This is a genomic window from Paraburkholderia sp. JHI2823, from assembly GCF_038900695.1.
In the GTDB taxonomy this organism is placed as follows: Bacteria; Pseudomonadota; Gammaproteobacteria; order Burkholderiales; family Burkholderiaceae; genus Paraburkholderia; species Paraburkholderia mimosarum.
This window is the reverse complement of sequence record NZ_JAYMRY010000002.1, coordinates 154,307-172,867: the sequence shown is the minus strand read 5'-3', so window position 1 is coordinate 172,867 and position 18,561 is coordinate 154,307. Positions and strand designations below refer to the sequence as shown.

General features: G+C 64.9%; 21 protein-coding genes and 1 other RNA gene. 15 read left to right on the top strand and 7 right to left on the bottom strand.

The annotated features are described in order from the left end of the window. Positions 1-48: 48 nt before the first annotated feature. The 3 genes from VSR34_RS03330 to VSR34_RS03320 are packed head-to-tail and all read left to right on the top strand — an operon-like array spanning position 49 to position 2,188. Positions 49-789 carry an amino acid ABC transporter permease gene (locus tag VSR34_RS03330; protein WP_028230077.1) on the top strand — a complete coding sequence of 247 codons (741 nt, stop codon included), beginning with the start codon at positions 49-51 and terminating at the stop codon, positions 787-789. Next, on the top strand, positions 789-1,466 hold the full coding sequence (gltK, locus tag VSR34_RS03325; protein WP_028209420.1) for a glutamate/aspartate ABC transporter permease GltK: 678 nt from the start codon (positions 789-791) through the stop codon (positions 1,464-1,466). Before VSR34_RS03330 ends, gltK begins: the two co-directional genes overlap by 1 nt. After that, complete coding sequence (locus VSR34_RS03320; protein ID WP_028209421.1) at positions 1,463-2,188, top strand: amino acid ABC transporter ATP-binding protein; 726 nt, start codon at positions 1,463-1,465, stop codon at positions 2,186-2,188. Before gltK ends, VSR34_RS03320 begins: the two co-directional genes overlap by 4 nt. Positions 2,189-2,284: 96 nt before the next feature. On the opposite strand, the gene VSR34_RS03315 is transcribed toward VSR34_RS03320, so the two are convergent. Then, positions 2,285-3,193 carry a class II glutamine amidotransferase gene (locus VSR34_RS03315; protein ID WP_342961856.1) on the bottom strand — a complete coding sequence of 303 codons (909 nt, stop codon included), beginning with the start codon at positions 3,191-3,193 and terminating at the stop codon, positions 2,285-2,287. A gap of 423 nt (positions 3,194-3,616) precedes the next feature. On the opposite strand from VSR34_RS03315, the gene pyrC reads away from it, so the two are divergent. From pyrC to rnpB, 3 genes are all read left to right on the top strand, one after another. Then, the gene (gene pyrC / locus VSR34_RS03310; RefSeq protein WP_342961855.1) at positions 3,617-4,672 is read left to right on the top strand and encodes a dihydroorotase; all 1,056 of its coding nucleotides are present in this window, start codon (positions 3,617-3,619) and stop codon (positions 4,670-4,672) included. Between the two features lie 71 nt (positions 4,673-4,743). Next, positions 4,744-5,619, top strand: coding sequence for a DUF3025 domain-containing protein (locus VSR34_RS03305; RefSeq protein ID WP_342961959.1), 876 nt, complete (start codon positions 4,744-4,746; stop codon positions 5,617-5,619). Between the two features lie 66 nt (positions 5,620-5,685). Further along, an RNA gene (gene rnpB, locus VSR34_RS03300) (RNase P RNA component class A) lies at positions 5,686-6,105 on the top strand. Positions 6,106-6,188: 83 nt separating this feature from the next. Here the strand turns inward: rnpB and VSR34_RS03295 are convergent. Further along, the gene (locus tag VSR34_RS03295; RefSeq protein ID WP_028209424.1) at positions 6,189-6,611 is read right to left on the bottom strand and encodes an OsmC family protein; all 423 of its coding nucleotides are present in this window, start codon (positions 6,609-6,611) and stop codon (positions 6,189-6,191) included. 635 nt (positions 6,612-7,246) lie between these two features. On the opposite strand from VSR34_RS03295, the gene rplM reads away from it, so the two are divergent. The 3 genes from rplM (at position 7,247) to erpA (ending at position 8,665) form a co-directional block, all read left to right on the top strand. Beyond that, the gene (rplM, locus tag VSR34_RS03290) at positions 7,247-7,675 is read left to right on the top strand and encodes a 50S ribosomal protein L13 (protein WP_027795838.1); all 429 of its coding nucleotides are present in this window, start codon (positions 7,247-7,249) and stop codon (positions 7,673-7,675) included. Between the two features lie 11 nt (positions 7,676-7,686). Beyond that, the gene (gene rpsI, locus VSR34_RS03285) at positions 7,687-8,079 is read left to right on the top strand and encodes a 30S ribosomal protein S9 (RefSeq protein ID WP_028209425.1); all 393 of its coding nucleotides are present in this window, start codon (positions 7,687-7,689) and stop codon (positions 8,077-8,079) included. Positions 8,080-8,299: 220 nt separating this feature from the next. Beyond that, the gene (gene erpA, locus VSR34_RS03280; protein ID WP_028209426.1) at positions 8,300-8,665 is read left to right on the top strand and encodes an iron-sulfur cluster insertion protein ErpA; all 366 of its coding nucleotides are present in this window, start codon (positions 8,300-8,302) and stop codon (positions 8,663-8,665) included. An 88-nt stretch (positions 8,666-8,753) separates the two neighbouring features. Here erpA and VSR34_RS03275 read toward each other — a convergent pair whose 3' ends face one another. Continuing rightward, positions 8,754-9,908 (bottom strand): anhydro-N-acetylmuramic acid kinase, encoded by a 1,155-nt coding sequence (locus VSR34_RS03275; RefSeq protein ID WP_342961854.1) that lies wholly within the window; start codon positions 9,906-9,908, stop codon positions 8,754-8,756. 295 nt (positions 9,909-10,203) lie between these two features. Between VSR34_RS03275 and VSR34_RS03270 the strand changes: the two genes are divergently transcribed. The 6 genes from VSR34_RS03270 (at position 10,204) to VSR34_RS03245 (ending at position 14,830) form a co-directional block, all read left to right on the top strand. Further along, positions 10,204-10,482 carry a type II toxin-antitoxin system RelE/ParE family toxin gene (locus VSR34_RS03270; protein WP_342961853.1) on the top strand — a complete coding sequence of 93 codons (279 nt, stop codon included), beginning with the start codon at positions 10,204-10,206 and terminating at the stop codon, positions 10,480-10,482. Positions 10,483-10,497: 15 nt separating this feature from the next. Beyond that, positions 10,498-10,809, top strand: a complete 312-nt coding sequence (locus tag VSR34_RS03265) for a HigA family addiction module antitoxin (RefSeq protein ID WP_342961852.1) — start codon at positions 10,498-10,500, stop codon at positions 10,807-10,809. 130 nt (positions 10,810-10,939) lie between these two features. Further along, entirely contained in the window at positions 10,940-12,205 is a 1,266-nt protein-coding gene (gene tyrS, locus VSR34_RS03260; RefSeq protein WP_342961851.1) for a tyrosine--tRNA ligase, read from the top strand. Further along, on the top strand, positions 12,202-12,672 hold the full coding sequence (gene dtd, locus VSR34_RS03255) for a D-aminoacyl-tRNA deacylase (protein ID WP_028230085.1): 471 nt from the start codon (positions 12,202-12,204) through the stop codon (positions 12,670-12,672). Before tyrS ends, dtd begins: the two co-directional genes overlap by 4 nt. Positions 12,673-12,675: 3 nt before the next feature. Further along, positions 12,676-13,359, top strand: coding sequence for a histidine phosphatase family protein (locus VSR34_RS03250; RefSeq protein ID WP_028209431.1), 684 nt, complete (start codon positions 12,676-12,678; stop codon positions 13,357-13,359). Between the two features lie 316 nt (positions 13,360-13,675). Continuing rightward, positions 13,676-14,830, top strand: a complete 1,155-nt coding sequence (locus VSR34_RS03245; protein WP_028230086.1) for a branched-chain amino acid ABC transporter substrate-binding protein — start codon at positions 13,676-13,678, stop codon at positions 14,828-14,830. A gap of 85 nt (positions 14,831-14,915) precedes the next feature. Here VSR34_RS03245 and VSR34_RS03240 read toward each other — a convergent pair whose 3' ends face one another. The 4 genes from VSR34_RS03240 to ruvC form a co-directional block, all read right to left on the bottom strand. After that, positions 14,916-15,875, bottom strand: coding sequence for an oxygenase MpaB family protein (locus VSR34_RS03240; protein ID WP_342961850.1), 960 nt, complete (start codon positions 15,873-15,875; stop codon positions 14,916-14,918). Between the two features lie 37 nt (positions 15,876-15,912). Further along, positions 15,913-16,989 carry a Holliday junction branch migration DNA helicase RuvB gene (gene ruvB / locus VSR34_RS03235; protein ID WP_028230088.1) on the bottom strand — a complete coding sequence of 359 codons (1,077 nt, stop codon included), beginning with the start codon at positions 16,987-16,989 and terminating at the stop codon, positions 15,913-15,915. Between the two features lie 102 nt (positions 16,990-17,091). Beyond that, positions 17,092-17,673: a Holliday junction branch migration protein RuvA gene (gene ruvA, locus VSR34_RS03230; protein ID WP_342961849.1), complete on the bottom strand. Its 582-nt coding sequence runs from the start codon at positions 17,671-17,673 to the stop codon at positions 17,092-17,094. A gap of 175 nt (positions 17,674-17,848) precedes the next feature. Further along, positions 17,849-18,391 carry a crossover junction endodeoxyribonuclease RuvC gene (gene ruvC / locus VSR34_RS03225; RefSeq protein WP_028209436.1) on the bottom strand — a complete coding sequence of 181 codons (543 nt, stop codon included), beginning with the start codon at positions 18,389-18,391 and terminating at the stop codon, positions 17,849-17,851. Positions 18,392-18,561 lie beyond the last annotated feature (170 nt).

Genomic DNA, 18,561 nt, shown 5'->3' with positions numbered 1-18,561 from the left:
GAACGGAAGAAGCGCCGCTTCTTCCGTTCTTTTTGTTGGAGTCTCTTTATGTCCTATCACTGGAACTGGGGCATTCTGCTCAGCCCGGTCTCGACGGGCGAACCGACCACTTATCTCGGCTGGATCCTCTCCGGCCTCTGGGTAACGGTCTCGGTGTCGCTGTGCGCATGGGTGATCGCGCTCATTGTCGGGTCGTTCTTCGGGGTGCTGCGCACGGTGCCGAACAGGGTGCTCGCGGGTATCGGCACCGCCTATGTGGCGATCTTCCGCAATATTCCGCTCATCGCGCAGTTCTTCATCTGGTACTTCGTGCTGCCTGAAATCGTGCCGCAATCGATCGGCACGGCGTTCAAGCAGGCGCCGCCGGGTGTGCAGTTCTTCTCGGCGTCGGTCGTCTGTCTCGGGCTCTTCACCGCGGCGCGCGTGTGCGAACAGGTGCGCTCGGGCATCAACGCGCTGCCGCGCGGCCAGCGCGCCGCCGGGCTCGCGATGGGCTTCACGCAGTGGCAGACGTACCGCTACGTGCTGCTGCCGGTCGCGTACCGCATCATCGTGCCGCCGCTCACCTCCGAATTCCTCAACATCTTCAAGAATTCGGCGGTCGCCTCGACGATCGGTCTGCTCGATCTGTCCGCCCAGGCGCGCCAGCTCGTCGACTACACGGCGCAGACCTATGAATCGTTCATCGCCGTCACGCTCGCGTACGTGCTCATCAACCTCGTCGTCATGACGCTCATGCGCTGGGTCGAGGCGAAGTCGCGTCTGCCCGGCTACATCGGAGGCAAGTGATGCATCACTTCGACTGGAGCGGCATTCCTGGCGCATTGCCCACGCTGTGGACGGGCGCGATCATCACGTTCAAGATCACGCTGTGCGCGATCGTGGTCGGCATTGTCTGGGGCACGCTGCTCGCGCTCATGCGGCTCTCGAGCGTGAAGCCGCTCGAATGGTTCGCCAAGGGCTATGTCACGATCTTTCGCTCGATCCCGCTCGTGATGGTGCTGCTGTGGTTCTTCCTGATCGTGCCGCAGGTGCTGCAAAACGTGCTGGGTCTCTCGCCCGACATCGACATTCGCCTCGCCTCGGCGATGGTCGCGTTCTCGCTGTTCGAGGCCGCGTATTATTCGGAGATCATTCGCGCGGGTATTCAGGCGGTGGCGCGCGGGCAGGTCAACGCCGCGTTCGCGCTCGGCATGCGCTACGGCCAGGCCATGCGCTACGTGATCCTGCCGCAGGCGTTCCGCGCGATGGTGCCGCTGCTGCTCACGCAGGCCATCGTGCTCTTCCAGGACACCTCGCTCGTGTACGTGATCAGCCTCGCGGACTTCTTCCGCACGGCCACCAACATCGGTGACCGTGACGGGACGATGGTCGAGATGGTACTGTTCGCGGGCGCATGCTATTTCGTGATCTGCGTGATCGCGTCGAGCCTTGTGAAAGGTCTTCAGAAAAAGGTCGCAAGATGATTTCAATCAAGAACGTTTCGAAGTGGTACGGCCAGTTCCAGGTGCTGACCGACTGCACGACGGAAGTGAAGAAGGGTGAGGTGGTGGTGGTGTGCGGGCCTTCGGGCTCGGGCAAGTCCACGCTCATCAAGACCGTCAACGGGCTCGAGCCGTTCCAGCAGGGCGAGATCCTCGTGAACGGCGAGTCGGTGGGCGACAAGCGCACCAACCTCTCGAAGCTGCGCTCGAAGGTGGGCATGGTGTTCCAGCACTTCGAACTGTTCCCGCATCTGTCGATCACCGAGAATCTCACGCTCGCGCAGATCAAGGTGCTGGGCCGCGGCAAGGACGAGGCGACGCAAAAGGGCCTGAAACTGCTCGACCGTGTGGGCCTGCGCGCGCATGCCGACAAATTCCCGGGCCAGCTCTCGGGCGGCCAGCAGCAGCGCGTGGCCATCGCGCGCGCGTTGTCGATGGACCCCATCGCCATGCTGTTCGACGAGCCGACGTCGGCGCTCGACCCCGAGATGATCAACGAGGTGCTCGACGTGATGGTGGAGCTTGCCCAGGAAGGCATGACGATGATGTGCGTGACGCACGAAATGGGCTTTGCGAAGAAGGTCGCGCACCGCGTGATCTTCATGGACAAGGGCGCCATCGTCGAGGACGACCAGAAGGAAGCCTTCTTTGCGAGCCCGAAATCGGACCGCGCGAAGGACTTCCTCGCGAAGATCCTCCACTGAGTCTGCTCGTTCCTACGCTTGCAGCAAGCGAAAAGCCGCGCTCGATGCGCGGCTTTTCTTATTTCTCGCGGCTGAACGCGCGGTGCGGCGCTTGCGTTACTCGCCCCAGGTCTGCAGTGCGGCGACGGCTTCCGGGTCCACCTCGCCCGGCTGCGCTGCGCGCGGCGCGCTGGCGGAGGCATCGAGGCAAGGGTTGGCGAGCTTGTCGACCACCTTCTGCGGCACCGGAACACTCGTCCTGGCGATCACGTCGCCGTGCTGGAACATCATGAGGTCGCCGGGCGCGAAACGGGTCCAGACTTCGTTGTCGGTGAGCGGCGCGGTGGCGATCACGGCCACGCGGTCCTCGGGCGTCGTGTACTTGGCGAAGTCGATGGAAACATCGGCGTCGACGAGATGCGCCGTCGAAAACGGCCAGCGGCGCACGAGATAGTGGAGGTGCGTCGAGCAATGCGCGAACAGCGCCTGGCCGTTCGACATCAGGAAGTTGAACACGCCGAACTGCGTGACTTCGCGCGTGAGCGATTCGAGCGCGGCAAACAGTTCGTCGAGCGGCGGCTGGGCACCGGGGAACGCGTTGCGAAGGCCCTGCAGGAGCATGCAGAACGCCCGCTCGCTATCGGTGGTGCCGACCGGCTGGTACACGCCCGACAGCACCGGATCGAAGCCCTCGAGGTCGCCGTTGTGCGCGAAGATCCAGTGCCGGCCCCACAGCTCGCGCTGGAACGGATGACTGTTCTCGAGCGCGCAATTGCCTTGCGTGGCCTTGCGGATATGCGCGATCGTGTTGCGCGACTTGATCGGATAGTGCTTGACCATCTCGGCGATCGGCGAACGCGCCGAAGCCTCGTTGTCGATGAAGAGGCGGCAGGCCTTGTCCTCGAAGAATGCGATACCCCAGCCGTCGGCGTGGTGGTCGGTGGCGCCGCCGCGCGCCGCGAATCCTGTGAAGGAGAACGTGACGTCCGTTGGCGCGGCGCAGTTCATTCCGAGAAGTTGGCACATGGTGCTGATGGTGCGTGATGCAGCTAAGGCAACTCGACGCGGCGGCCATGGTGGCACGCAGAACCCGCCGCTGAGTTGTTGCATGAACCGGTACAATGATGATTTTCCAAGCATATCACCGGCCTGCGCGTCGCCAATACGAAATTTGTCGGATGCAAAGCAGGCATGCGTTGAACGGCACGCGCAGCCGCATGGCCTTCGCGAATTGTCGTATGCACGCGACGGTGCGCTCGGTGCTCGCGGTGGTCTTGCATCGGCCGACGCCGTGCGCTTTCCCGCGCTCCTGGTGATATGCCCGGAATTTCCGGCAACCTGCGCGCGTTTCCTCGAGCCAGGCGCCGTTCATTCATTCCGCTGTTGACTCTGCTGTTGACGCTGTTGTTGACCTCGCTGTCGATTCATTACCGCGCCTGAACTTTAGCCATGAACGCCTCTTCCCCCACGACTCTTACGCTCGCCCGTCCCGACGACTGGCACCTGCACGTGCGCGACGGCGCCATGCTGGCGGCGGTGCTGCCGCATACGGCGCGCCAGTTCGGCCGCGCGATCATCATGCCGAACCTCAAGCCGCCGGTCACCACGACGGAGCAGGCCGCCGACTATCGCGAGCGCATTCTCGCGGCGCTGCCGGCGGGCTCGACGTTCGAGCCGCTGATGACGCTCTATCTGACCGACAACACGCCGCCCGAGGAAATCCGCCGCGCGAAGGCGAGTGGCTTCGTGCACGGGGTGAAGCTGTATCCGGCCGGCGCGACGACGAACTCGGACGCCGGCGTAACCGACATCCGCAAGTGCGCGAAAACGCTCGAAGCGATGCAGGAAGTGGGCATGCCGCTCCTCGTGCATGGTGAAGTGACGAGCGCCGACATCGATCTCTTCGACCGCGAAAAAGTCTTCATCGACCGCGTGATGATTCCGACGCGCCGCGATTTCCCCGGGCTCAAAGTGGTGTTCGAGCACATCACGACGAAGGACGCGGTCGACTACATCCGCGCCGATCAAGCAGCTCCCGGCCTGCTGGGCGCCACGATCACCGCGCATCACCTGCTCTACAACCGCAACGCGATCTTCCAGGGCGGCATCCGTCCGCACTATTACTGCCTGCCCGTGCTCAAGCGCGAGACGCATCGCGTGGCGCTGGTGGAAGCGGCGGCCTCGGGCGACCATCGCTTCTTCCTCGGCACCGATAGCGCACCGCATCCGAAGGGGCTGAAGGAGCACGCCTGCGGCTGCGCGGGCTGCTACACGGCGCTGCACGCGCTCGAGCTCTACGCCGAGGCGTTCGACAACGCAGGTGCGCTCGACAAACTCGAAGGCTTCGCGAGCTTCTACGGCGCGGACTTCTACGGCTTGCCGCGCGCGACCGAAACGGTCACGCTGCGCCGCGAAACCTGGACGCTGCCGGCCGAGGTCGAAGCGGGCGATACGCCCGTCGTGCCGCTGCGCGGCGGCGAGCCGATCGGCTGGAAGCTCGCTTGAACGAGGCGGGGCACGGTGTGGCTGCGGGCGCAACGATCGCTGCAGCCACGACCGGCGATGCGAGCGCAGCGATGTGGGCGCGTGCGCCGCGCCGGACGCTGCCGGCCGGCGGCTTTGCCGATATCGACTGGGCGCGGCCGTGGTTCGCGCAACATGCCGCGCGCGGCCGGCGCTGGCAGCAGGCCGCGCTAGCGGGCTACACGCCGTATCTCGACGAACTGAACGCCGATGCGCGCGCCGCCGCCCGCCAGACGGGCCGCGGCCAGCCGCTCTCCTTCATCGCCCAGGACGATCTGCCCGAGGGCGCGGCCTACGAGGCGCATATCGCCGCGACGGGCTGCGTGCCGACGCGCCACAACCTGCACGATTTTTTCAACGCGCTCACGTGGTTCTCGTTTCCTCGCATCAAGGCCGCGCTGAACGCGCGCCAGGCCGCGGCGATCGACGCGCTGGGCGTGGGTCCCACGCGCGGCGGCGTGCGTGACGCGCTTACGCTGTTCGACGAGAATGCGGTGCTGTACGCGTCATCCGACCCGGCGCTCGTCGCGGCGCTGCGCGGCTTCGACTGGCGCACGCTGTTCGTCGCGCAGCGGGCGGCCTGGGAGTCGCCGGACCTCCTGGAGAGCGGGAGCGATGGCAGCGCGCGCTGCGAAGTCCGCGTCTTCGGGCACGCGCTGCTCGAAAAGCTGATTGCGCCGTATCCGGCGTGCACGGCGCACGCCTGGGTGGTCGAGGTGCCAGAAGCCTGGTTCACCTGGTCGCGGGCGCAACGCGATGCGCATCTGGACGAAACGGTGAGCGCAACCCTGGAAAACGCCGCGATGCTCGACGGCCGCAGCTTTGCCCCGTTGCCGGTGCTAGGCATCCCGGGCTGGTGGGCGCCCAACGCAGACCCGGCGTTCTACGACGACACGACGGTCTTCCGTCCTGGCCGCCGCGCACGCTGAACGGACAGCCCGCGGCGATCCGGCCCCCTGTGCGGTCTGCCCGGCCGTGCTAAGATCGCGCCTCGCAAAGCAGGCCAGGCAGTCGCGGCTCCAAAGCTTCGGTGGGTTGAAGCAGCGGGGGCGAGGAAAGTCCGGACTCCACAGGGCAGGGTGATGGCTAACGGCCATCCGTGGCGACACGCGGAACAGGGCAACAGAGAACAGACCGCCGATGGCCCGATTTCGGTCGGGATCAGGTAAGGGTGAAACGGTGCGGTAAGAGCGCACCGCGTCTGCGGCGACGTAGGCGGCACGGCAACCTCCACCCGGAGCAATTCCAAGTAGGCAGGCGCGCATCTACGGATGCAGGATGGGGCCCCCGTCTCGTCTGCGGGTAGGAAGCTTGAGCGCGTCAGCAATGGCGCGCCTAGAGGAATGGCTGCCACGCGCGGCGCGTCTTCGGACGCGGCGTGTGCACAGAATCCGGCTTATCGGCCTGCTTTGCCGCCTCATCGATGCAAAAAGCCGGCGCGGTTCATCGAAGAACCGCGCCGGCTTTTTCTTTTCGCCGCCGATTTTTGCCGCTGAGCTTAGGCGGCAACGATCTCGAACGAATGCGTGATCTCGGCCGTCTTGCCGATCATGATCGACGCCGAGCAGTACTTGTCATGCGACAGGTTGATCGCCCGCTCCACGGTGGCCGGGTTGAGATTCTTGCCGGTCACGGTGAAGTGGAAGTGGATCCTGGTGAACACCTTCGGGTCTTCGCTGGCACGCTCGGCCTTGAGCGTGACGTTGCAGCCGCTCACTTCCTGGCGGCTCTTCTTGAGGATCAGCACCACGTCATAGGCCGTGCAGCCGCCGGTGCCGAGCAGCACCATTTCCATGGGCCGCGGCGCGAGATTGTGGCCGCCGCCTTCCGGCGCGCCGTCCATGTTGACGAGATGGCCGCTGCCCGTTTCGGCTGCGAACGCCATGCCGTCCTGACCCATCCAGCTAACTTTGCATTCCATGCGAGTGCCCCTGCGCGGTTTCTTGATTCAGACGGCATTGTAGCCCGCGCTTTACTGGTATGTCCGAGGGGACGTGGCGGCGCGCGCCTCGACAATTGTCCTTGAATGCTGCAATGCAAGATGCTGTCTTGGAGACGGATTTCCCTGGTCAGGTTAGGGGTTTCGCTCTATGTCGCTTGAGGTGGCCTCCGTAGCCGTTGGCATCAAGTGTCTGATAAACAAGGATTTTCTTGCGCACCACTCGCAGCTTCTTCGTTTCATATCGTGGTTCAGCATTTCGCAATGCAAATCTTCTTGCGCCGCACAAGGCCAATCCGTATAATTCATCTCGTTGGTTGTCGTGCTTCACGACACCTCAGCATGTCTCCTCCACCCTCCTCCAAAAGGTGGATTAAGCCCGAGCAAACGCGTTCGGGCTTTTTTTCGTCCGTCGCGTTCATGCTGCTTTGCCCTCGTTGACTGCAAATTTTGACGTGCGGCCAATTTTCCCTTTATAATCGTAGGTTCTCCGCATCCATGCCCGAGCGGAGACGGGGAAACTCGAACCAGGGAGAGCCTGCGCCGGCGCCAACGAGCGTCACCATACAAGCAGGACAAAAGAAGCACAGGGCACAGCATATTTTTTTGGATCGATCATGAAGACTTTTTCCGCCAAGGCACATGAAGTGCAGCGCGAATGGTACGTGATTGACGCGACGGATAAGGTTCTCGGCCGTGTCGCCAGCGAAGTGGCACGCCGTCTTCGCGGCAAGCACAAGCCTGAGTTCACCCCGCACGTCGACACTGGTGATTTCATCATCATCATCAACGCCGGCAAGCTGAAGGTCACGGGCAACAAGACCACCGACAAGAAGTACTACCGTCACTCGGGCTACCCGGGCGGTATCTACGAAACGACGTTCGGCAAGATGCAGGAACGCTTCCCGGGCCGCGCGCTCGAGAAGGCCGTGAAGGGCATGCTGCCGAAGGGCCCGCTCGGCTACGCGATGATCAAGAAGCTGAAGGTCTACGCAGACGCAACGCACCCGCACTCGGCACAACAGCCGAAGGCGCTCGAGATCTAAGGGGAGCCCACATGATCGGTAACTGGAATTACGGTACGGGCCGCCGCAAGAGCGCCGTCGCCCGTGTCTTCATCAAGTCGGGCAAGGGCGAAATCGTCGTCAACGGCAAGCCCATCGCCGACTACTTCTCGCGCGAAACGTCGCTCATGATCGTGCGTCAGCCGCTGGAACTCACGAACCACGGCACGACGTTCGACATCAAGGTGAACGTGACGGGCGGCGGCGAAACCGGCCAGGCCGGCGCAGTTCGCCACGGCATCACGCGCGCGCTGATGGATTACGACGCGACGCTCAAGCCGGCACTGTCGCAAGCTGGCTTCGTCACCCGCGACGCACGTGAAGTGGAACGTAAGAAGGTCGGTTTCCACAAGGCACGCCGCCGCAAGCAGTTCTCGAAGCGTTAATCCCAGATTGGCACTTCGGCCTGTGCTTCTCGCAGAGCACAGCGCTGCTGCAAAAGCCGTCCGCGCTCTCCGGCGCCGGGCGGCTTTTTCGTTTGTCGGGCTGATACAGCTACCGCGCGCAAGCGTCGACAAACTGGAGAAACCCTTGATTTTGTGGGCTTAAGCACGATATCGGGAAGAGCCCTACAATAGCGGCTAGAAGCTTTTTTGGAGAGTTCGAATGAGCGCTGTCACCGAAACTACCGCGACCGAAATGCCCGGTCCCTTCGTTTTCACCGAAGCAGCGGCTGACAAGGTCAAGCAACTGATCGACGAGGAAGGCAACCCGGAGCTGAAGCTGCGCGTATTCGTGCAGGGCGGCGGCTGTTCGGGCTTCCAGTATGGATTCACGTTCGACGAGACGATCAACGAAGACGACACCGTGATGAACCGCAACGGCGTCCAGCTTCTGATCGACTCGATGAGCTACCAGTACCTCGTCGGCGCCGAGATCGACTACAAGGACGATCTGAACGGCGCGCAATTCGTCATCAAGAACCCGAACGCGACCACTACCTGCGGTTGCGGCTCGTCGTTCTCGGTTTGAGCGATAGCGTCTGCTGAGCCAGGGAAACGGGGCTTCGGCCCCGTTTTTTATTGCTACGCGTCCAGCATGCTCCGTATATGCAGCCTGCTCAGCGCGGATACATCGCGCCCAGCACGCGCTCGCCCGCCGCTCCCGTGACGGCCGAAAGATTGCCCGGCTCCCGCGCCACGCAGCGCATGGCGAGCCACGCGAAGGCGAGCGGCTCCACCTGGTGCGGCGGCACGCCGAGCGCCTCGGTCGTCGTGACGGTCACGCCCGCCACACCGCCCGTTTCGAGCGCTTTCTGCAGCGCCGCCATCAACACCGGATTGCGCGCGCCGCCGCCGCAGACATACACAGCGCGGCAATCGCTCGCGTGACGCTCGATCTCGCGCGCCACGCTGACGGCGGTCAGCGCGACGAGCGTGGCCTGCACGTCGGCGGGCGACAGCGATTCGAATGCCTTGAGCTTGTCGTCGAGCCATTGCGCGTTGAAAAGATCGCGGCCCGTGCTCTTGGGTGGCGGCTGCACGAAGAAGGGCTCGTCGAGCAGGGCGTTCAAAAGCGAATGAGGCGGCGTGCCGCTCGCGGCGAACTTGCCGCTTTCGTCGTAAGGCTTGCCCAGATGCCGCTCGGCCCAGAGGTCGAGCAGCGCATTGGCAGGGCCGCAGTCGAAGCCGTGCACGGCACCCGTCGCCGAGAGCACCGTGATGTTGCTGATGCCGCCCAGGTTGCAGACCACGCGCGTTTCTTCATGGGACCCGAACACGGTCGCGTGGAACGCGGGCACGAGCGGCGCGCCCTGGCCGCCCGAGGCGACGTCGCGGCTGCGGAAATCGGCGATCACGTCGATGTGCGCGAGTTCCGCGAGGAGCGCCGGATTCTGGATCTGCACCGTGTAGCCCTTTTCGGGCCGATGCCGCACGGTCTGACCGTGCGCACCGATCGCCCGTACTTCGGCGGGGGAAATACTGCCCGCGCGCAGCAACTCGTGGCAGCAAACCGCATAGCGGGCCGCTAGCGCGTTGCCGGCGAGCGCCACGCGCTCGATCTCGTTCTCGCCTGGCTGTTGCAGTGAAAAAAGTGCCTCGCGCAGCCCTTGCGCGAACCCGACGAACGCCTCGGCCAGCACCACCGGCCGCTGGCCCGTCTCGAAGCGAACGGCAATGCCGTCCACGCCGTCCATGCTGGTGCCCGACATCAGGCCGAAATACACGCCGTCGGCGGCGTGTGCGCTCTCGTTTCGTGCGTCGCGTCGCGCCACGTTGTGCTCCTTTCGTGAATGCAATCCAGTGCCCTGCGCGAAGATTATCGGGGCAATGCGGTTCGAACGTAAGCGCAATGGACGACTGTTGCGCGTCCTGGCTTCATGGGACGCTCCTGATGGCCGCTCGCAATCGGGCGGCACTGGAGCCTTGCGCGAAATCAACTGTCTTGGCGATACGTTGACTGGGTAGCGCTGCGACAGTATAGTGTAACTATACGCTATACGGAGGCACCCCTGCCCGACAACGAGACTCCAGGCCAACCGATGTTCGATCTGTTCAGTCTGGAGAATCATGATCAAGTCGTGGAACCACAAAGGGCTGAAGGCATTCTTCTTCACCGGCAGCAAGGCGGGTATCCGTCCCGATCACATACCGCGCCTGCGGCGCCAACTGGCGCGCCTGGACGCGGCAGAGTCGCCGCGCGACATGAACGTGCCTGGCTGGCGCTGTCATGCGCTGGAAGGCCGTCTCGACGGCCACCACGCGGTCTGCGTCAACGGCAACTGGCGGCTGACCTTCGCGTTCGAAGGCTGCCACGCGGTCCTCGTCGACTATCACGACTACCACTGAGGAGGCACGAGCAAGATGAACGACACGACACGCATGCACAATCCGCCGCACCCCGGCGAAACGCTGCGGGACGATATTCTCCCGGAGCTAGGACTCACCGTGACCGAAGCCGCGGCGCAACTGGGCGTCACGCGTGCCGCGCTATCTCGCGTGCTCAACGGCCACGCCGGCATTTCACCCGAAATGGCGCTGCGCCTCGAGGCATGGCTTGGCGAGGACAATGGTGGCCGCGCCGACCTGTGGCTCGCGATGCAGGTCGCATACGACCTCTGGCAGGCGCGTGCGAAAGGCCTGCCGCGCGTGGTGCGCGCTGCCGCCCGTTCCTGAGCGGGAGATCGCGGGTGGGCGGCTGCAGTGGGTAAAACGGCGAGCGCGCAACCCCAATCTTCGGCCACCCGAGTCGAATCACGTAAAATCGCGGTCTAGACCCAGACTTAACGACAGAACCGATCGAAGCATGAGCACCGAGTCCACATCCAACAACGGCACCAGCAGCGGCGCAAAAGACGCCTTTCCGGTCACCGACGAAGTCCGTCACGCGCTCGCCGTCACGAAGCGCGGTGTCGACGAACTCCTGATCGAAAGCGAATTCGAGCAGAAGCTCGCTCGCAGCGCCGCCACCGGCAAGCCGCTCCGCATCAAGCTGGGCCTCGATCCGACCGCGCCGGACATCCACATCGGCCATACGGTCGTGCTCAACAAGATGCGCCAGTTGCAGGATCTCGGTCATACCGTGATCTTCCTGATCGGTGACTTCACCTCGCTGATCGGCGACCCGTCGGGGCGCAACGCCACGCGTCCTCCGCTCACGCGCGAGCAGATCGAGTCGAATGCGAAAACGTACTTCGATCAGGCTGCGCTCGTGCTCGACCGCGAGAAAACGGAGATCCGCTACAACAGCGAATGGTCGATGCCGCTCGGCGCCGACGGCATGATCAAGCTCGCGTCGCGCTACACGGTCGCGCGCATTCTGGAGCGCGAGGACTTCACCAAGCGCTTCCAGAGCGGCGTGCCCATCTCGATCCACGAATTCCTGTACCCGCTCATGCAGGGCTACGACTCGGTCGCGCTCAATGCCGATCTGGAACTCGGCGGCACGGACCAGAAGTTCAATCTCCTCGTTGGCCGCGAACTGCAAAAGCAGTACGGCCAGGAGCAGCAGTGCATTCTCACGATGCCGCTGCTCGAAGGCCTCGATGGCATCGAGAAGATGTCGAAGTCGAAGAACAACTACGTCGGCATCAGCGAGAAGCCCAACGACATGTTCGGCAAGCTCATGAGCATTTCCGACACGCTGATGTGGCGTTACTTCACGCTGCTCTCGTTCCGGCCGATGGAAGAGATCGAAGGCTTCAAGCGCGAGATCGAAGCGGGCCGCAATCCGCGCGACTTCAAGGTGCTGCTCGCGCAGGAAATCGTCGCGCGCTTCCACTCGCAGGCCGACGCCGAGCGCGCGCTCGAAGACTTCAACCACCGCGCGAAGGGCGGCGTGCCGGACGACATCGCGTCGGTCACGCTCGCGGGCGCGCCGCTCGCCATCGGCCAGCTGCTCAAGCAGGCGGGCCTCGTGCCGTCCACGAGCGAAGCGCTGCGCAATATCGAGCAAGGCGGCGTGAAGATCGATGGCGCGACTGTCTCCGACAAGGGCCTGAAGGTCGAGGCGGGCGAGTTCGTCGTGCAGGTCGGCAAGCGCCGCTTCGCTCGCGTGACGCTCACCGCATGATTGCGCTGATCCAGCGCGTGCGCCGCGCCGAGGTCCGCGTGGCGGACAGCGGCGGCGAGCGCGTGACCGGCGCGATCGGCCAGGGGCTGCTCGCGCTCGTTTGCGCGGAACGCGGCGACACCGAGGCCAGCGCCGACAAGCTGCTCGCCAAGCTGCTCGGTTATCGCGTATTCAGCGACACCGCCGGCAAGATGAACCTGGGTGTGCAGAACATCGACGGCAATGGCGCCTCTGGCGGCCTGCTGCTCGTCTCGCAGTTCACGCTCGCCGCCGACACGAACAGCGGCCTGCGCCCGAGCTTCACGCCCGCCGCGCCGCCGGAAGAAGGGCGGCGTCTGTTCGACTACTTCGTCGCGGCCGCACGCGAGAAGCATCCGATCGTCGAGACCGGCGAGTTCGGCGCCGAAATGCAGGTGTCGCTCGTCAACGACGGCCCCGTGACGTTCTGGCTGCAAGTGCGCAACTGAATCATGAACACGCAAATCCTCTTCATCCGCCACGGCGAAACGGACTGGAATCGCATCAAGCGCATCCAGGGGCATATCGACATTCCGCTCGCTGAAAGCGGCGTGGCGCAGGCGCAGCAACTGGGCGCGCGGCTCGTGCAAGAAGTGCGGGCGGGCGCGCAGCTCGATGCAATCTGGTCGAGCGATCTGTTGCGGGCGCAACAGACTGCCCAACCCATCGCGGCGGCGCTGGGTTTGCCGGTGCAGCTCACCGAAGGCCTGCGCGAGCGAAACTATGGCGCATTCCAGGGCCATGACAGCGACGAGATCGCCGAGCGTTTCCCGGACGAGTACGCGCACTGGCAAACACGCGACCCCGGCTTCGCACCGCCCGAGGGCGAGTCGCAGCGCGAGTTCTATCACCGCGTGCTCCATGCGCTGGAGCCGATCCTGGCCATGCATCCGGGCGGGCGCATTGCGTGCGTCGCGCATGGCGGCGTGCTCGACTGCGTGTACCGCTTCGCAAACGGCCTCGCGCTCGACGCGCCGCGTGCGTGGCCCCTTCTCAACACGAGCGTGAACGTCGTCGATTTCGAGCGCGACGACTACGTGACGCAGGCAGGCATCGTCGCTTGGGGCGACGTAACGCATCTCGGCGGCATCAGCGCCGACGACGGTTTCAAGCGCGCGCCCGAGGCGGGGCGCTAAGCCGCACTTCGTTCAAGCGCGCGGCACGCTCGCGCGCGTGCTGTCGTTTCCCCTTTCTTCATATCCGCGCCGTTCCCGGTCCGCGCTGCCATTGCGGCGCGTCTCATCCTTTCCGGATGCTTTCGGTTTCTTTCCAAAAGCCAACCGAATTTTAAGCGTCCTGCTAATATCCATCCAACCTTTCGTGTTCGAGCCGCCAGGCGCGACGCCTGGCTTCGCGTCGAAGAGGGGCGCGCACGCATCCCACGCGTGAGGCTGCGACCCGAGGGTTGCATTCGAACCGGGTATCCCCAAAAAAACCGCAGGAGAAAGATCAATGACGTTCAAGCTTCACAAGCTGCCGCCGCTGAGCGCGGCAGTCATGGCGCTCGCAGCGCTGTCGGCTAACCACTCGGCGGCGGCGGCCGATCAGGTCGTCAGGATCGGCCACGTTGGCCCGCTCACGGGCGGTTCCGCGCACCTCGGCAAGGACAATGAAAACGGCGCGCGCCTCGCCGTCGAGGAAATCAACGCCAAGGGCCTTACGATCGACGGCCAGAAAGTCACGCTCGTGCTCGACGGGCAGGACGACGCCGCCGACCCGCGCCAGGCCACCCAGGTCGCGCAGAAGCTCGTCGACGACAAGGTCGTCGCCGTGATCGGCCACCTGAACTCGGGTGCCTCGATCCCGGCTTCGAAGATCTACAGCGATGCGGGCATCGTGCAGATCTCGCCGTCGTCGACGAATCCTTCGTACACGCAGCAGGGCTTCAAGACCACCTATCGCGTGGTCGCGACCGACGCCCAGCAAGGCCCGGCGCTTGCCGACTACGCGGCGAAGAACCTGAACGTCAAGACCGTCGCCGTGGTCGACGATTCGACGGCGTACGGGCAGGGTCTCGCGAACGAGTTCGAAAAGACGGCGAAGGCGCTCGGCATCAAGGTGCTCTCGCACGACGCGACCAACGACAAGGCCGTGGACTTCCGCGCGATCCTGACCAAGATCAAGGGCGAAAACCCCGACGCGATCATGTACGGCGGCATGGACGCCACCGGCGGCCCGTTCGCGAAGCAGGCGCGGCAGCTCGGCCTGCGCGCGAAGGTGCTGTCGGGCGACGGCGTGTGCACGGAAAGCCTCGCGCAGCTCGCAGGTGCGGCGACGGACAACGTCGTCTGCTCGCAGGCCGGCATGGCGGTCGAGCGCATGAACGGCGGCGCGGCCTTCGCCGCGAAGTACGAGAAGCGTTTCGGTCACCCGATCGAATTCGATGCGCCGTTCACCTACGACGCGGTGTTCATCATCGTCGACGCGATGAAGCGCGCGAAATCCACCGACCACGCCAAGGTCCTCGCGCAGATCCCGAGCACGGACTACAAGGGCGTGATTGGCGAGACGATCTTCGATTCGAAAGGCGACCTCAAGCACGGCGTGATCTCGCTGTACAACTACAAGGCGGGCAAGAAGACGCTGCTCGACGTGGTGAAGATGTAAGCACGCTGGCGCATCGACGCGCTGCAAGCGAGACGGCCAACCTGCGTGAGCGGGTTGGCCGTTCTTGATTGGATAGCGCCAGTCCCTATTGCGAAGGCGTTGCCGGCGGAGGCTTCGCCGCCGCCCGCCGCCGCGCCCGTTTCGAGACACCGTTGACGAGCGCCCAGCGCAACACCGGCGCAATCGCGCGCATGCCCGGCCGCACGACGGCGCGGCGCGCCAAGGCGAAGGTGTCGAAGCCGAGCATCCGTTGCGCAAACGGCGGCAACAGGTCGATACCGGCGTTCCTGATCAGCGCCCCGGCGGGGCGCATTCCGGGGCGCGGCGCGGGCGCTTCCATGAGCACGCGTACGACCTCGGCCGTGCGCTCGCTGGCAACGAGTTCGGGCTCCATCGACCGAAGATACGCAGCGATTTCGGCGCGCGAGCGCGGTACGTTCGTCGCGCCGAGCAGTTCGGCGATGCGGGCGACTTCGGCGTAGTACTGATCCTGTGCGCCGGCTGCCAGCGCGGGATTCACGTAGCGCAAATACGCGCCGAGAAAGCTTGAAACCTCGGCCACGTGCACCCAGGTCAGCAGCGCGGGATCGCTCGCGCGATAGGGGCGGCCGTCGGGCGCAATGCCGGTCACGGCGAGATGGATGTGCTTGACGCGCTCGATGAGCGCGAGCGCATCGGCGCGGCTGCCGTAGGTCGTGCCCGAGATGAACGTTGCGGTGCGTCGCAGCCGCCCGAGGATGTCCGAGCGAAACGTCGAGTGGTCCCAGACGCCCGCGAGCGCGAGCGGATGCAGCGCCTGCAGCAGCAGCGCGCTGACGCCGCCCGCCATCATCGCGGCGAAATCGGCGTGGACTGTCCAGCAGACGGCGTCGGGTCCGAAGAGGCCAGGGTCGCCCGGCGGGTGGGAGTAATCGAGTCTCGGGCCGCTGCCCGTCGTGAGATGCGTGACGCTCTCGGCGAGCGTCATGCGCAGGCGCCATGCGAACTGAGCGGCGAATCCGGTCGGTTCGGCAGCGTTGTGAGGACGGCCGGCGTGGTCGGACATCGTGTTCTCTCGCTCGCTGCGTGGTTGATCGCGCGCCTTATGACGCGTCCGGATCCCACAATTCGCCCGTCGATGCCTGGTCCGGCACGGTGAGGCCGAAGTGGCGATAGCTGAGCTGCGTGGCCACGCGGCCGCGCGGCGTGCGCTGCAGATAGCCTTGCTGAATCAGATACGGCTCGAGCACGTCTTCGATCGTGTCGCGCTCCTCGCCGATCGCGGCCGCAAGGTTGTCCACGCCCACCGGGCCGCCATCGAACTTGTGCAGGATGGCTTCGAGCAGCTTGCGGTCCATCAGGTCGAAGCCCACGGGATCGACGTCGAGCATGCGCAGCGCGGCGTCGGCGACGCTCGCGGTGATCGCGCCGTCTGCCTTCACCTCGGCATAGTCGCGCACACGGCGCAGCAGGCGGTTCGCGATCCGCGGCGTGCCGCGCGAGCGGCGCGCGATTTCCAGCGCGCCATCAGGATGGATCTGCGCGCCGAGCAGCGAAGCCGAACGCTGCACGATGCGTGAGAGTTCGCCCGCGTTATAGAACTCGAGGCGCGAGACGATGCCGAAGCGGTCGCGCAGCGGGTTCGTGAGCATGCCCGCGCGCGTGGTCGCGCCCACGAGCGTGAACGGCTGGAGGTCGAGCTTCACACTGCGCGCGGCCGGCCCTTCGCCGATCATGATGTCGATCTGGTAGTCCTCGAGCGCGGGATACAGAATTTCCTCGACGACCGGCGAGAGCCGGTGAATCTCGTCGATGAAGAGCACGTCGTTGGCTTCGAGATTGGTGAGCAGCGCCGCGAGATCGCCCGCGCGCTCCAGCACGGGGCCCGACGTCTGTCGAAGATTGACCCCCATTTCGCGCGCGATGATGTGCGCGAGCGTCGTTTTGCCGAGGCCCGGCGGCCCGAACAGCAGCACGTGGTCGAGCGGTTCGGAGCGGCGTTTCGCGGCCTCGATGAAGATTTCGAGCTGGCCGCGCACCTTTTCCTGGCCGACATATTCGTCGAGCTGACGCGGGCGCAATGCGCGCTCAAACGCTTCCTCGCGAGTCGAGGCGGGCGTGGCGGCGATCACGCGGTCGGCGCCGGCGCGGTTGGCGGCGAGTTTGTCGGTTTCGATCATTGGGCGATTGTACCGCGCGTGCCATGCGCTCAACGCTGCATCCCGCGCCCCGCGACAGGTGCGCAACTAACAGCGCCTGTCGCGTACGCGGGCGCCTCGCGATCACGTCTTCGAGAGCACCTTGAGCGCGAGCTTGATGCCTTCGGAAACGCCGGTGCCGGCGGGCACGCTTTTGACCGCTGCCAGTGCTTCCTTCTCCGAATAGCCGAGTGCGAGCAGCGCGTTGAGGATGTCGTTCGCGTGATCCGACGGCGAAGCGGCGGCGCCCATCGCGCCGAGGTCCGCGCCGAGCTTACCCTTGAGTTCGAGCAGAAGGCGCTCGGCCGTTTTCTTGCCGATGCCGGGCACCCGCGTGAGGCGCGCCGCATCCTGCTGCGTGACCGCTTGCGCAAGGTCGTGCACGCTCATACCGGAGAGCACGGCAAGCGCCATGCGCGCGCCGATACCGCTGATCTTGAGCAGTTCGCGAAACGTCGCGCGTTCCTGCTGCGTGCCGAAGCCGTAGAGCAGATGCGCGTCTTCGCGCACGATCATCTGCGTGAGCAGCACGATCTTCTCGCCGGTGCCGGGCAGGTAGTAGAACGTGCTCATCGGTACGTCGACTTCGTAGCCGACGCCGTTGCAGTCGATGAGCAGGTGCGGCGGGTTCTTTTCCAGCAGTACGCCGGCAATGCGACCGATCATGGCGGTTTCTGTGATGAGGGAAAGCTCAAGAGTGTAGCGGAGGGGACGACGGTGCGGCGCGCCTCGCCTGGACATTGGCCGTGCGGCCAGGCTGCGCTCGCGCGTTCAGCCGCGTTCGGACGGGTTCAGACGGGTTCAGACGCGGATAGAGCGCTCGTTTGATCGAGCCGCGTATTCAGCCAATCAACCGCCCGCGCCGCACGCGCATGCCCTTCTTCGCGAGCGCCGGCGCCATGCCGCCTAGCGTCGCGAGCGCATCGCCACCGTGGGCATGGCAGATCGCCATGCCGAGCGCGTCGGCGGCGTCGGTGCCGGGCGTGCCCGTGAGAGCGAGCAGGCGCACGACCATCTGCTGCATCTGTTCCTTGGTCGCGCGGCCGTAGCCGACCACGGCCTGCTTGAGCTGCAGCGCGGTGTATTCGGCAACCGGCACGCCGCCCGAGACCAGCCCGCAGATTGCTGCGCCGCGCGCCTGGCCGAGCAGCAGCGTCGATTGCGGATTGACGTTGACGAAGACCTTTTCGATTGCGGCCTGGTCGGGCGCGTGCTGGCGGATCAGCGTGGAGACGCCCTCGAAGATCGTGCCGAGGCGCGTGGGAAGATCGGCATCGGCGGTACGGATGACGCCGCTTGCGACATACGTGAGCGTGTGGCCGTGACGCTCGATCACGCCGAAGCCCGTGACGCGCAAGCCGGGGTCGATGCCGAGAATTCTCATGGAGTGCGGGAAAAGCCGGGATGTGGCTGCGATGTTACAACGAACGGCACAGATGCCGCGAGCCTTGAAGTTGCAAGCCAACCCGGCGCGCGGCGCAAAGAAAAAAGCCCGCGAGACGCAAGTCCAGCGGGCTTCGCGCAAGCGGCGCGTCACGTGCAGGTCACGCGCCG

Bases quoted from the DNA above. Each gene is read 5' to 3' on its own strand.
- VSR34_RS03330 (WP_028230077.1), top strand. From the start codon at position 49: ATGTCCTATCACTGGAACTGGGGCATTCTGCTCAGCCCGGTCTCGACG.
- gltK (WP_028209420.1), top strand. From the start codon at position 789: ATGCATCACTTCGACTGGAGCGGCATTCCTGGCGCATTGCCCACGCTG.
- VSR34_RS03320 (WP_028209421.1), top strand. From the start codon at position 1,463: ATGATTTCAATCAAGAACGTTTCGAAGTGGTACGGCCAGTTCCAGGTG.
- VSR34_RS03315 (WP_342961856.1), bottom strand. From the start codon at position 3,193: ATGTGCCAACTTCTCGGAATGAACTGCGCCGCGCCAACGGACGTCACG.
- pyrC (WP_342961855.1), top strand. From the start codon at position 3,617: ATGAACGCCTCTTCCCCCACGACTCTTACGCTCGCCCGTCCCGACGAC.
- VSR34_RS03305 (WP_342961959.1), top strand. From the start codon at position 4,744: ATGTGGGCGCGTGCGCCGCGCCGGACGCTGCCGGCCGGCGGCTTTGCC.
- VSR34_RS03295 (WP_028209424.1), bottom strand. From the start codon at position 6,611: ATGGAATGCAAAGTTAGCTGGATGGGTCAGGACGGCATGGCGTTCGCA.
- rplM (WP_027795838.1), top strand. From the start codon at position 7,247: ATGAAGACTTTTTCCGCCAAGGCACATGAAGTGCAGCGCGAATGGTAC.
- rpsI (WP_028209425.1), top strand. From the start codon at position 7,687: ATGATCGGTAACTGGAATTACGGTACGGGCCGCCGCAAGAGCGCCGTC.
- erpA (WP_028209426.1), top strand. From the start codon at position 8,300: ATGAGCGCTGTCACCGAAACTACCGCGACCGAAATGCCCGGTCCCTTC.
- VSR34_RS03270 (WP_342961853.1), top strand. From the start codon at position 10,204: ATGATCAAGTCGTGGAACCACAAAGGGCTGAAGGCATTCTTCTTCACC.
- VSR34_RS03265 (WP_342961852.1), top strand. From the start codon at position 10,498: ATGAACGACACGACACGCATGCACAATCCGCCGCACCCCGGCGAAACG.
- tyrS (WP_342961851.1), top strand. From the start codon at position 10,940: ATGAGCACCGAGTCCACATCCAACAACGGCACCAGCAGCGGCGCAAAA.
- dtd (WP_028230085.1), top strand. From the start codon at position 12,202: ATGATTGCGCTGATCCAGCGCGTGCGCCGCGCCGAGGTCCGCGTGGCG.
- VSR34_RS03250 (WP_028209431.1), top strand. From the start codon at position 12,676: ATGAACACGCAAATCCTCTTCATCCGCCACGGCGAAACGGACTGGAAT.
- VSR34_RS03245 (WP_028230086.1), top strand. From the start codon at position 13,676: ATGACGTTCAAGCTTCACAAGCTGCCGCCGCTGAGCGCGGCAGTCATG.
- VSR34_RS03240 (WP_342961850.1), bottom strand. From the start codon at position 15,875: ATGTCCGACCACGCCGGCCGTCCTCACAACGCTGCCGAACCGACCGGA.
- ruvB (WP_028230088.1), bottom strand. From the start codon at position 16,989: ATGATCGAAACCGACAAACTCGCCGCCAACCGCGCCGGCGCCGACCGC.
- ruvA (WP_342961849.1), bottom strand. From the start codon at position 17,673: ATGATCGGTCGCATTGCCGGCGTACTGCTGGAAAAGAACCCGCCGCAC.
- ruvC (WP_028209436.1), bottom strand. From the start codon at position 18,391: ATGAGAATTCTCGGCATCGACCCCGGCTTGCGCGTCACGGGCTTCGGC.